This window comes from Prevotella sp. P5-92, from assembly GCF_002251245.1.
Taxonomy (GTDB): domain Bacteria; phylum Bacteroidota; class Bacteroidia; order Bacteroidales; family Bacteroidaceae; genus Prevotella.
Genome location: NZ_NPJG01000113.1, coordinates 40,343 through 53,041, shown reverse-complemented (window position 1 = coordinate 53,041; position 12,699 = coordinate 40,343). Strand labels below are relative to the sequence as shown.

Genomic DNA, 12,699 nt, shown 5'->3' with positions numbered 1-12,699 from the left:
GGGAGGAAGACTATGTCCGCAAGGAACTGGCAAGAGTCAGGGCCACTCAGATGGAAGGCTCGTTCGGAACACAGAAAGAGCATTACGCCATGCGCAGGATCAAGGCCAGGAAGAAGAAAACAGAGATACTGTACATCTTCTTTGGCATCCACACAGCGAACGCAGTCCACCTGGCGGGGCGTCTGGCTGGGCTGCAAGAGACCAAGGCGGCATAAGAGACATCTGAAACGGAATTAAGATGGAGTCCTCCGAAGAGGACTCCTAATCTGTTATCGGCAAAGGTAGCAAATACACGACTTTGGAGTGCCGTTATACCAGCAAAAGCAATTAAAACTGGTCGCACGGAGCATCAAGATACCAAGCTGACCTCTATGCGTCCACGACTGAAAGAATTAAACGACAATCCCTATTTACTTCACGTTGCCGACCTTTATGAGGTATTCGGCAATCTGTACTGCGTTCAGTGCGGCACCCTTTCTTATTTGGTCGCTGCTGAGCCAGAATGTGAGGCCGTTTTCGTCAGAGAGGTCCTTGCGGATGCGTCCCACATAGACATCGTCTTTTCCGGCAGTGTCGAGAGGCATAGGATAGATAAGTTCGTCGGGATTGTCTTGTAGAGTACATCCCGGAGCCTCTGCGATAGCCTTTTGGGCTTCTTCTACTGAGATGGGGCGCTCGGTCTCGATCCATACAGACTCGGAGTGAGAGCGTAGTGACGACACTCTAACGCACATTGCCGAGCATTTTACGTCGCTGTGCATGATTTTCCGAGTCTCGTTAAACATTTTCATCTCTTCCTTTGTATATCCGTTAGGCTGGAAGACGTCGATCTGAGGGATGACGTTATATGCCAGCTGGTAAGCGAACTTCTTCACGGTGACGGGCTCGTCGTTCATTATCTGGCGATACTGTTCCTGCAGTTCTGCCATGGCCGCTGCACCAGCACCGCTTGCGCTCTGATAGCTTGCTATGTGTATGCGTTTGATGTGGCTTATGTTTTCGAGAGGTTGCAGAGCCACTACCATCATGATTGTCGTGCAGTTAGGGTTGGCGATGATGCCTCTTGGACGCTTGAGAGCATCCTCGGCGTTACATTCAGGCACTACGAGAGGCACGTCTTCGTCCATACGGAACGCGCTTGAATTGTCGATCATCACGGCACCATACTTAGTGATGTCCTCCGCAAACTCCTTTGACGTGCCTGCTCCTGCCGATGTGAAGGCGATGTCAACGTCTTTGAAGTCGTCGTTGTGCTGCAACAGTTTTACCTCATACTCTTTTCCGCGGAACGTATATTTTGTTCCTGCGCTGCGTTGTGAACCGAATAATACCAGTTCGTCCATAGGGAAATTTCGTTGGTCGAGTACACGCAGGAATTCCTGTCCTACGGCACCGCTTGCTCCCACAATAGCTACTTTCATCTTTTTCTATTATTGTTGTTAATATTCTACTATTTTCAGTCGATTTTCGCTTTTCGGGTGCAAAATTACAACATTTAATGCAATTATCCTTTAATTTTTAAGGAATTATGCTTGAAAATTGATATTTTTTTTGCACCTTTGCACAAGAATTGTAAATTCGTAGTGAAAAAATGCCAAGTATAGCACAATATTTCCCGATTACCGACCCGACATTGATCTTCTTTGTCGTGCTGTGTATTATATTGCTTGCGCCTATTGTGATGTCTCGATTACGCATCCCTCATATCGTGGGAATGGTGTTGGCAGGCGTTGCCATAGGCCAGTATGGACTAAACATCCTTGAGCGCGATTCCTCGTTCGAGTTGTTTGGGCGTGTAGGTTTGCTGTACATAATGTTCCTTGCCGGACTTGAGCTTAACCTCACGAGCATAAGAAAGAAGCATCGTCAGTTTTTGGTATTTGGTCTGCTGACGTTCCTTATTCCCTTTGTGATGGCATATTTCATGGGAATATTCTTGCTGAAGTATTCCGAGATGACATCGTTGTTGCTTGCGTGTATATTGGCGTCAAACACACTTATTGCCTACCCGATAGTGTGCAAGTTCGGATTGCAGAAGCATCCCGGAGTGGCGTTGAGCGTAGGTTCGTCGATGATAGCATTGACGCTTTCGCTGCTCATCCTTGCCGCCATAGTAGGTTCGTCGGATGGAGAGTCGGGTGTGTCGTTTTGGATGCTTTTCATTGTCAAGGTGATTGCTTTTTGCGCCTTGTCCACGATGATTGTCCCGCGTCTGACGCGATGGTTTTTCAACCATTATGCCGACTCGGTGATGTTGTACATCTATGTGATGTGTGTGTTGTTTTTCAGTGCAGCCATCTCGGAGATATGCGGTCTTGAAGGCATCTTTGGCGCTTTTGTCGCCGGTTTGTTGTTAAACAGGTATATCCCGAGTGTGTCGCCGTTGATGAACCGTATCGAGTTTATCGGCAATGCGTTGTTCATTCCTTATTTCCTGATAGGAGTGGGAATGTTGATCGACTTCAGCGTGTTGTTTCACGGCTATGACACGCTGTGGGTCATCTTCTGCATGGTTATGATAGCCACGATAAGCAAGGCCCTTGCCGCTTATGTGTCGTGTTTTGTGTTCAAGGCTCCTTGGTTGTCGGGTCACATGATGTTTGGCTTGACCGAGGCCCATGCGGCAGGCGGAATAGCCATGACGATGATAGGCATGAACATGATGATGCCCGACGGGTCTTATGTCTTTGATGCCAATGTGCTCAACGGCGTGGTGATGATGATTCTCTTCACGTGTATAGTCAGTTCGATAGTGGTAGAGAACACGTCGCAGGCGATATTGCTGAAGGAGAAGCTCTATCCCACGGAGCAGAAGCCTGAGTCTGACGACGAGAAGATACTCCTGCCCTTGCAGCACGACGAGGATGCCGACACGCTTGTCAACCTTGCCATCCTCATGCGCAACAAGCGTTTGAACCGTGGTCTGATAGGTCTTAACGTGGTGTATGACGACACCGACAGCAACCGCAACCGCAAGGAAGGCCGCAACATCTTGGAGCGTGCGGAGGCGACGGCCATCTCGGCCGATGTGCGTATGCAGACGCAGAGCCGTCTTTCTACCAACATCGCCAATGGCATAAAGCATGCTTTCAAGGAGTTCGACGCGTCGGAAATCGTCATGGGGCTTCACCATCGCACGTCGCCAGCCGACTCGTTCTGGGGAGCCTATACGCCCGGTCTGATAAGCGACATCAACCGTCAGATAATGATCTGTCGTGTGACGCAGCGTTTCAGCACCTTGCGCATGATACATGTGGCAGTGCCGTCGCGTGTGGAGTTTGAGCCAGGCTTCTACCGTTGGGTTGAGCATGTGTCTCGTCTGGCCGACAATATAGGTTGCCGCATTGTCTTCCATGGCCGTCGCAAGACGTGCGACCTTATAGCCGACTTCGTCAAGAACCGTCATCCCGAGGTGAGGGCCGACTACGAGGAGCTGATGCATTGGAAAGAGCTGCCGTCGTTGGCAAGCGAGATAAGGGAAGACCATCTGCTGGTAGTGGTGACGGCTCGTCAGGGCACGGTGAGTTACAAGCCCGCCTTCGAGCGTCTGTCAGACGAACTTATGGAGTATTTCCCGACCAACAATCTCATCATCATCTATCCCGACCAGCACGGTCAGCCTCAGGATGTGATGACGTTTACAGCCCCTCAGCGTCAAGACAGTGAGAGTGCATACGCGACGGTATTGAATTGGATAAACAAAATCAGGAGTTAAGATATGATCGAACTAAAAGGAATAAAGAAGAGTTTCGGCTCTCTTGAAGTGTTGAAAGGTATAGACTTGCATATAGACAAAGGCGAGGTGGTGAGCATTGTCGGGCCGAGTGGTGCCGGCAAGACCACGTTGTTGCAGATAATGGGAACGCTCGACAAACCCGATGCCGGAACGGTCGTAGTGGATGGCATCGACGTGAGCCGTATGGGAGAGAAGAAGCTGTCGGAGTTTCGCAATCGTCATGTAGGTTTTGTGTTTCAGTTCCACCAGCTGTTGCCCGAGTTCTCTGCCATAGAGAATATCATGATTCCCGCTTTCATCGCTGGACGGTCGCCCAAGGAGTCGAAGCAGAGGGCGATGGAGCTGCTGGAGTTTATGGGGCTTGCCGACCGTGCCCATCATAAGCCAAACGAGTTGTCGGGAGGCGAGAAGCAGCGTGTGGCTGTCGCGAGGGCATTGGTCAACAATCCGGCGGTGATTCTTGCCGACGAGCCGTCGGGCAGCCTTGACACGAAAAACAAGGAAGAGCTGCATCAGTTGTTCTTCGACCTTCGCGACAAGTTCGGACAGACTTTCGTCATCGTCACCCACGACGAGCAACTCGCCTCGATCACCGACCGCACCATTCACATGAAGGATGGAAGGATTGGGGATGGGAACGAAAGTTCAGTTGAAAAGTTGACAAGTTGATGAGTTGACAAGTTGGTTGCGCCAACGCCCGCCGTTGTAGGGTCTTACTTCATGTAAGACCGCACTCCGATTTGTCGCGGATTTGCGGCGGGCGGTCTTACATAAAGTAAAGACCCTAAACCGGCAGACCGCACTCCGATATGTCGCGGATTTGTACAACGATTTCGGCGGATTTGCGGCGGCTAAATAACTCAAGAAATACACATTATTATATATAAGGACAGAAATGGAGAAGATTAGACTTGGAGATTATAACCGCATGACGGTAGTGAAGAAGGTGGATTTCGGCATGTATCTTGATGGAGGCGTGGAGGGAGAGATACTCCTTCCCTCGCGCTATGTGCCTGAAGGATGCCGTATAGGCGACGAGCTCGACGTGTTTGTTTATCTCGATCAGGACGAGCGTCCCGTGGCTACCACGCTAAAGCCATTGGCCAAGGTGGGCGATTTCGCATGCCTTGAGGTGGCGTGGGTCAACGAGTATGGCGCCTTTCTCGACTGGGGGTTGATGAAAGACCTCTTCTGTCCGTTTCGCGAGCAGAAGAAGCGCATGGAGCGCGGCCAGCGTTATATAGTCCATGTGGGAATCGACGAAGACAGCTATCGCATGATGGCCTCGGCCAAGGTGGAGCGTTATCTGTCGCACGAGCGTCCCGACTATTCTCATGGCGCGGAGGTCGATCTCTTAGTATGGCAGAAGACCGAATTAGGCTTTAAGGTCATCGTTGACAATCAGTATGGCGGCTTGGTGTATGACAGTCAGGTGTTTCGTCCGCTGTGCACTGGCGACCGCCTGAAGGGATATGTCGATAAGGTTCGCCCCGACGGCAAGCTCGACATCACCATCCAGCGCACGGGTCGTCAGGCCACAGAAGACTTCGCGGATGTGTTGCTCCAGTATCTTCACGACAACGACGGCCGTTGCGACCTTGGCGACAAGAGTCCGTCGGAACTCATCTCCGACCGTTTCAAGGTGAGTAAGAAAACGTTTAAGAAAGCCATTGGCGACCTATACAAGCGCCGCCTTATCACAATAGGCGACGACGGCATCACCTTGGTATAAACCAAAGATGACCGCCGTTACCGCCGCAAATCCGCGACAAATGGAGTGCGGTCTGACGTTGTAGGGTCTTACTTTATGTAAGGCCCTACAACGGCGGGCGTTGGCGCAATCAACTTGACAACTAAAATATCTATTCTTCAGCCTTCTTGCTCCAGAAGTCTTTCAGTCTGATATCGAAGATGAGAGAGCTGTATGCCGGTATCGACGAAGTGCTGCTTTCCCTCGACCCGTATCCTAACTGGTATGGGATATACACAGTCCAGTGGTCGCCACGGCGCATATGTTGCAGGGCGGTAGAGAATCCGTCAACCACTCCGCCAGCGCTGAAAGTCTTCGTCACGGCAACGTCCTTGTCGAATGGATCCAGGTACGACGTGTCGAAGATCAATCCCTTAGGATTGTTTGCCGATGGGATGAGTCGTCCCTGATAGTGCACAGCCACCGAGTCGGTGAACATCGGCGATGCGGTCTCGCTTGCAGGCGCGTTTCCCTCCACGTGTACTATGATATAGTCAACGTTAGAGAGGAAATCGCCCTCGCCTTTCGACCATGTGCGGATCCGTTTCCAGTCGGTGCGTCCGCCGTCGATGAGTTTTTGTATCGAGTCGGTGAGGTTGTTGAAATAGCTGTCGTTGCGCAGCTGCCAGTCGGCGAATTCATCCTCCACGCCATCGTCTTCGCTACACGATGTCATGACCGTACAGGCCATGACCATCGTCAGCAGAATAAAATAAATCCTCTTTCTAATCATTACTCTTATTGGATCTTCTTTAATAAGCTTGCCAGACTGACCTTGTCCTCGATGATCGAGTTAAGTTCGGCGATAGGCACACGCTCCTGCTCCATGGTGTCGCGGAAGCGGAGAGTCACGCAGTTGTCCTTGAGAGTATCGTGATCGACGGTGACGCAGTATGGTGTGCCGATGGCGTCCTGACGGCGATAGCGCTTGCCGATCGAGTCCTTCTCGTCATACTGGCAGTTGAAGTGGAACTTCAGGTCGTTGATTATCTCGCGAGCCTTCTCTGGCAGTCCGTCTTTCTTCACCAGTGGCATCACGGCGAGTTTCACCGGAGCCAATGCGGCGGGCAGTTTCAGTACCACGCGTGTCTCGCCGTTTTCGAGTTTCTCCTCTTCGTATGCGTGGCACATGATAGAGAGGAACATACGGTCAACTCCAATCGATGTCTCGATCACGTACGGCGTGTAGCTCTCGTTGGTCTGTGGGTCGAAGTATTTGATGCTCTTGCCAGAGAATTTCTCGTGCTGCGAGAGGTCGAAGTTAGTGCGGCTATGGATGCCCTCCACCTCCTTGAATCCGAACGGCATCTTAAACTCGATATCGGTGGCGGCGTTAGCGTAGTGAGCCAGCTTGTCGTGGTCGTGGAAGCGGTAGTTCTCAGCGCCGAAGCCGAGAGCCTGGTGCCATGCCATACGTGTCTGTTTCCACTTCGGGAACCAGTCGAGTTCCGTTCCTGGCTTAACGAAGAACTGCATCTCCATCTGCTCAAACTCACGCATGCGGAAGATGAACTGTCGTGCCACGATCTCGTTGCGGAACGCCTTTCCTATCTGAGCTATACCGAAAGGAATCTTCATGCGGCCGGTCTTCTGCACGTTGAGATAGTTGACGAAGATGCCCTGTGCCGTCTCGGGACGCAGATAAACCTTCATCGAAGCGTCGGCTGATGCGCCCATCTCAGTAGAGAACATCAGGTTAAACTGTCGCACGTCGGTCCAGTTCTTTGTGCCGCTGATAGGATCGACAATCTCCTCGTCGATTATTATCTGCTTCAGTGCCTCGAGGTCAGGACCCTGCATAGCCTCGGCATAGCGGGCGTGCAGAGCGTCGCGCTTCTCCTTGGTCTCCTTCACGCGCTCGCTTGTGGCCAGATACTGCTCCTCGTCAAACGAGTCGCCGAAGCGCTTGCGAGCCTTAGCCACTTCTTTCTGTATCTTCTCGTCATATTTCGCTATCTGGTCCTCGATGAGCACGTCAGCGCGATAGCGTTTCTTCGAGTCGCGGTTGTCGATAAGTGGGTCGTTAAACGCATCGACATGTCCGCTTGCCTTCCATATAGTAGGATGCATAAAGATGGCGGAGTCGATACCCACGATATTCTCGTGCAGCAACACCATACTCTTCCACCAGTACTGCTTGATGTTGTTTTTCAGTTCCACACCATTCTGTCCGTAGTCATATACGGCTCCCAGTCCGTCATAGATTTCGCTGCTCGGGAACACGAATCCGTATTCCTTGCAGTGGGACACGATTTTCTTAAAAACGTCTTCTTGTGCCATAATATTATGTATAATTTCCGATTTTTGGGTGCAAAGGTAATGTAAGTTGAGCGAAAAACAAAAGAAAATAACACAATATTTGCAAAATTCATTTCTTTTTATTACTTTTGCAGCTAAAGAAATACGACATTTACCTCATGAGCGACGAAATAGACGATATTAAAGGCAATGAGAGCCTCGAAGAGCCGACCTCTCAGCAACATTCAGACTACAAACCCGTCAACAGGTTTGACGCCTCGGCAGTACACCATCTCAGCGGCATGTATCAGAACTGGTTTCTCGATTATGCCTCGTATGTCATCCTCGAACGCGCCGTGCCGCATATCGAGGACGGTCTAAAGCCTGTGCAGCGGCGCATCCTCCATTCCATGAAACGCATGGACGACGGACGATATAATAAGGTGGCAAACATTGTGGGACACACCATGCAGTTTCACCCTCATGGCGACGCCTCCATCGGCGACGCCCTTGTGCAGCTCGGACAGAAAGACCTTCTTGTCGATACACAGGGCAACTGGGGCAATATCCTCACCGGCGACAGGGCGGCCGCCCCTCGATATATAGAGGCGCGCCTGTCGAAGTTTGCCATCGACACCGTGTTCAATCCCAAGACCACCGAATGGCAGCTCTCCTACGACGGCCGCAACAAAGAGCCCATCACGCTCCCCGTCAAGTTTCCGCTGCTGCTCGCACAGGGATGCGAAGGCATTGCCGTAGGCTTGTCGTCGAAGATCCTTCCCCACAACTTCTGCGAGCTCTGCGACGCCGCCATAGCCTATCTCCACGGCCAGCCCTTCCAGCTCTATCCCGACTTCCCCACGGGAGGCAGCATCGACGTCAGCCGCTATAACGACGGCCAGCGCGGCGGAGTGCTCAAGGTGAGGGCGAAGATAGAGAAGCTCGACAACAAGACCCTCGTCATCCGCGAGATACCATACGGCAAGACCACCACCACGCTCATCGAGTCCATCCTCAAGGCCATAGAGAAAGGCAAGATCAAGGCGCGCAAGGTGGACGACAACACCGCCGCCGAGGTGGAGATACAGGTGCATCTCGCTCCCGGCATCTCGTCCGACAAGACCCTCGACGCCCTCTACGCCTTCTCCGACTGCGAGGTCAACATCTCGCCCAACTGCTGCGTCATCGCCGACAACAAGCCTCAGTTCCTCACCGTGAGCGACGTGCTGCGCCACTGTGCCGAGCACACCAAGGCCCTCCTCCGCCGCGAACTCGAGATACGCCGCGGCGAGCTCCTCGAACAGTTCCATTTCGCCTCGCTCGAGAAGATCTTCATCGAGGAGCGCATCTACAAGGACCGCAAATTTGAGCAGGCGCCCGACGTCGATTCCGTCTGCGCTCATATCGACGAGCGACTCACGCCATACTATCCGCAGTTTGTTCGCGAGGTGACCAAAGACGACATCCTCCGCCTGCTCGAGATAAAGATGCAGCGCATCTTGAAGTTCAACAAAGACCGTGCCGACGAGCTCATGGCACGCATCAAGGCAGAGATAGAAGACATCGACCGCGACCTTGCCAACATGGTGGAGGTGACAGCCAACTGGTTCCAGTTCCTTAAGGACAAGTACGGCAAGGACCATCCGCGCCTTACCGAGATACGCAACTTCGACACCATCGAGGCCACCACAGTCGTCGAGGCCAACGAGAAGCTCTACATCAACCGTCAGGAAGGCTTCATCGGCACTGGACTGAAGAAAGACGAGTTTGTGTGCAACTGCTCTGACATCGACGACATCATCATCTTCTACAAGGACGGCAAATACAAGGTGATCAAGGTGGCGGAGAAGATCTTCGTGGGCAAGAACGTGCTCCATCTCGCCGTGTTCAAGAAGAACGACAAGCGTACTATATATAATGTGGTGTATCGCGACGGAAAGAAAGGCGACTATTTCATCAAGCGCTTTAACGTCACCAGCATCACACGCGACCGCGAATACGACGTCACTCAAGGCACGCCCGGCTCGCGCATCATCTACTTCACCGCCAACCCCAACGGCGAGGCAGAGATTATCAAGATCACGTTCGACCCCTCCGAGAAGCGCAAGGGCAGCATCTTCCTCGACAAAGACTTCTCCTCCATACTCATCAAGGGACGAGCCTCGAAGGGCAACCTCCTCTCCCACAACGCCATCCACCGCATCGGCCTCAAGAGCCACGGCCATTCCACCCTCGGCGGACGCAAGGTGTGGTTCGACCCCGACGTCAACCGCCTCAACTACGACGAGCACGGCAAGCTCCTCGGCGAGTTCTACGACGGCGACCAGATACTCGTCATCCTCACCAACGGCGACTACTACCTCACCAACTTCGACGCCAACAACCACTATGAGGACAACATCGCCATTATCGAGAAGTACGACGAGAGCAAGGTGTGGACAGCCGTCCTCTTCGATGCCGACAATGCCGGCTATCCCTACCTCAAACGCTTCGAGATGGAGGCCAGCAAGCGAAAGCAGAACTACCTCGGCGACAACCCCAACAGCCGTCAGGTGCTGCTCACGTGCCAGGCATATCCGCGCGTCAGGGTGGCCTTCGGAGGCAACGACGCCTTCCGCGAGGCCATGGAGATCGACGCCGAACAGTTTGTCGCCGTCAAAGGCTTCAAGGCCAAGGGCAAGCGCATCACCACATGGCAGATAGAGAGCATCGAAGAGCTCGAACCCCTCCGCTATCCCGAGCCAGAGACCGACGAAGAGCCCGACGCCGACGGCGGCGAGGAAGAAAACCTCGACCCCGATGCAGGCAAGAGCGAGAGCCAGGTGCGCGACGAGATTACCGGACAACTAAATCTATTCCCCGATGGCATATAAGATTATTCTCGCCCTGCTGCTCCTCCCCGTGGCGGCAGTGGCGCAAAAGCAAAGGCAGACCACATATATGATAGGTGTAGGCCCCACAGAGCTCTACGACACCTATCTCTCGCAAGAGCATTTCAACGGCACAGGAGTCACCTTCCTCGCCACGTCGCAAAGCCTCAAGCCCGAGGCACGGTGGACCACGCTCGTCGAACATCAGGCACACTTCGCCACCGCCTCCGACCGCAGCGACGACTCCAACGAGCTCTCAGCTGACTACACCTTCTTCATAGGACGTCTCCGCAGCTTCGCCGTCCTGCCCTCGCTCACAGTAGAGGCAGGTGCGATGGCCGTGGGCAATCTCGGCTTCATCTACAACACCTCTAACGGCAACAATCCCGCACAGGCGCGCGCCAGCATCCACATCATGCCCACCGCCACCGCCACATGGCGGTTTCGCGTCGGGAAGACAGCCGCCGCCCTGCGCTACGAGACACAGCTACCGCTCCTCGGCCTGATGTTCAGCCCCAACTACGGACAGTCCTACTACGAGATCTTCTCGCGCGGCAACTACGACCATAACGTAGTCCCCGTCACCCTCGTCTCTGCCCCGTCCATGCGCCATCAGCTCATGGCCGACGTCGCCCTCAGCGCTAAGGCCACGCTCCGCATAGGCTATCTCGCCGACCTCCAGCAGGCCAAGGTCAACAATCTCAAGTCGCACATCTACTCCAACCACTTCATGATAGGCATCGTGAAGCGGTTCTCAGTCACACACCATCGCCCATGAAACATCATCTCTCATCACTCATCATAGCCCTCCTGTCCGCATTCACTCTCACGGCCTGTGTTGACGACAGCGAGTATGCCGACTCGCCCGAGGGCAACTTCGACGCCCTGTGGCGGATCATCGACGAGCACTACTGCTATTTCACCTACAAGCAACAGCAGTACGGACTCGACTGGAACGAGATATACTCCAAATACCGCGTGCGGGTCTCGCCCGACCTCACGCCAGACAACCTATTCGAGATCCTCAGCGACATGCTCGGCGAACTGCGCGACGGCCATGTCAACCTCACCTCATCGTCCGACGTGGCACGTTACTGGAGCTGGCACGAGGACTTCCCCGCCAACTATAGCGACACCCTCCAGCGCCGCTATCTCGGCACCGACTACAAGATAGCCGCCGGAATAAAATACCGCATCCTCGACGACAACGTAGGCTACATACGCTACTCCTCCTTCAATGCCGGCGTAGGCGAAGGCAACCTCGACGCAGTCCTCATGGAACTCATGTTCTGCCGCGGACTAATCATCGATATCCGCGACAATGGCGGCGGCTACCTCAGCTACGCCGAGAAGCTCGCCGCACGCTTCTTTACCGAGCCAACCCTCGTGGGCTATATCTGCCACAAGACCGGTAAGGGCCACGACGACTTCTCCGCGCGCGAAGAACAGTGGATCTCGCCGTCGGCTCACGTCCGCTGGCACAAGCCCGTCTGCGTGCTCACCAACAGGAGCGTGTATAGTGCAGCCAACGAGTTCGTGAAATACATGTCAGTCCTGCCCCTCGTCACCATCGTCGGAGACCGCACGGGAGGCGGAGGCGGCATGCCCATGAGCAGCCAACTGCCCAACGGCTGGATAGTGCGTTACTCCGCCGTGCCGTCATACGACAGCCAGGGCAACGACATCGAGTTTGGTATCTCGCCCGACGTGCCCGCCGCCCTCCAGCCCGACGACATTTCGCGCGGCTACGACACCATTATCGAGACCGCCCGCCGCATATTACGTAAGTAAAACAAAAAAACTGCACGATATATTTGCACAATTCATTTATTTTTCCTACCTTTGCACCCGCAAAATAGCGCCTGTGGCGAAATTGGTAGACGCGCCAGACTTAGGATCTGGTGTCTTGCGATGTGCAGGTTCGAGTCCTGTCAGGCGCACCACAACAAAAAAAGGCCGAATGGATCATCACGTCCGTTCGGCCTTTTTTATTCCAACGCCCGCCTATCGCCGCCACAAATCCACCGAAAATCCGCCGAAAACCAAAGAATCGCCGCAAATCCACCGAAAAATCCGCCATTTGTTTTAAACCACAGAGATAAAGA

General features: G+C 53.5%; 9 protein-coding genes, 1 tRNA gene and 1 pseudogene. 8 read left to right on the top strand and 3 right to left on the bottom strand.

The features are described 5' to 3' along the window. Window positions 1–215: pseudogene (locus CIK99_RS11340) on the top strand (DDE transposase); the annotation flags it as partial. Window positions 216–410: 195 nt separating this feature from the next. Here the strand turns inward: CIK99_RS11340 and CIK99_RS11335 are convergent. After that, window positions 411–1,421 (bottom strand): aspartate-semialdehyde dehydrogenase, encoded by a 1,011-nt coding sequence (locus CIK99_RS11335; protein WP_094381615.1) that lies wholly within the window; start codon window positions 1,419–1,421, stop codon window positions 411–413. A 170-nt stretch (window positions 1,422–1,591) separates the two neighbouring features. Between CIK99_RS11335 and CIK99_RS11330 the strand changes: the two genes are divergently transcribed. The 3 genes from CIK99_RS11330 to CIK99_RS11320 all read left to right on the top strand — a co-directional run bounded on the left by CIK99_RS11330 (window position 1,592) and on the right by CIK99_RS11320 (window position 5,468). Continuing rightward, window positions 1,592–3,715 carry a cation:proton antiporter gene (locus CIK99_RS11330; protein ID WP_094381614.1) on the top strand — a complete coding sequence of 708 codons (2,124 nt, stop codon included), beginning with the start codon at window positions 1,592–1,594 and terminating at the stop codon, window positions 3,713–3,715. Window positions 3,716–3,718: 3 nt separating this feature from the next. Continuing rightward, entirely contained in the window at window positions 3,719–4,405 is a 687-nt protein-coding gene (locus CIK99_RS11325) for an ABC transporter ATP-binding protein (RefSeq protein ID WP_094381613.1), read from the top strand. Between the two features lie 226 nt (window positions 4,406–4,631). Next, the gene (locus CIK99_RS11320; RefSeq protein ID WP_094381612.1) at window positions 4,632–5,468 is read left to right on the top strand and encodes a S1 RNA-binding domain-containing protein; all 837 of its coding nucleotides are present in this window, start codon (window positions 4,632–4,634) and stop codon (window positions 5,466–5,468) included. Window positions 5,469–5,598: 130 nt separating this feature from the next. On the opposite strand, the gene CIK99_RS11315 is transcribed toward CIK99_RS11320, so the two are convergent. Beyond that, entirely contained in the window at window positions 5,599–6,219 is a 621-nt protein-coding gene (locus tag CIK99_RS11315; RefSeq protein WP_094381611.1) for an FKBP-type peptidyl-prolyl cis-trans isomerase, read from the bottom strand. Window positions 6,220–6,224: 5 nt separating this feature from the next. Continuing rightward, window positions 6,225–7,766 (bottom strand): glycine--tRNA ligase, encoded by a 1,542-nt coding sequence (locus CIK99_RS11310; protein WP_094381610.1) that lies wholly within the window; start codon window positions 7,764–7,766, stop codon window positions 6,225–6,227. A 137-nt stretch (window positions 7,767–7,903) separates the two neighbouring features. Here CIK99_RS11310 and CIK99_RS11305 point away from each other — a divergent pair, with 137 nt between their 5' ends. The 4 genes from CIK99_RS11305 to CIK99_RS11290 all read left to right on the top strand — a co-directional run bounded on the left by CIK99_RS11305 (window position 7,904) and on the right by CIK99_RS11290 (window position 12,537). Then, window positions 7,904–10,597 carry a DNA gyrase/topoisomerase IV subunit A gene (locus CIK99_RS11305; protein ID WP_094381609.1) on the top strand — a complete coding sequence of 898 codons (2,694 nt, stop codon included), beginning with the start codon at window positions 7,904–7,906 and terminating at the stop codon, window positions 10,595–10,597. Beyond that, window positions 10,587–11,372, top strand: a complete 786-nt coding sequence (locus CIK99_RS11300) for a DUF3316 domain-containing protein (protein ID WP_094381608.1) — start codon at window positions 10,587–10,589, stop codon at window positions 11,370–11,372. Before CIK99_RS11305 ends, CIK99_RS11300 begins: the two co-directional genes overlap by 11 nt. Continuing rightward, a complete protein-coding gene (locus tag CIK99_RS11295; RefSeq protein ID WP_094381607.1) occupies window positions 11,369–12,385 on the top strand; it encodes a S41 family peptidase in 1,017 nt (338 codons plus the stop codon). Before CIK99_RS11300 ends, CIK99_RS11295 begins: the two co-directional genes overlap by 4 nt. Window positions 12,386–12,452: 67 nt before the next feature. Continuing rightward, window positions 12,453–12,537, top strand: a tRNA-Leu gene (locus CIK99_RS11290). Window positions 12,538–12,699 lie beyond the last annotated feature (162 nt).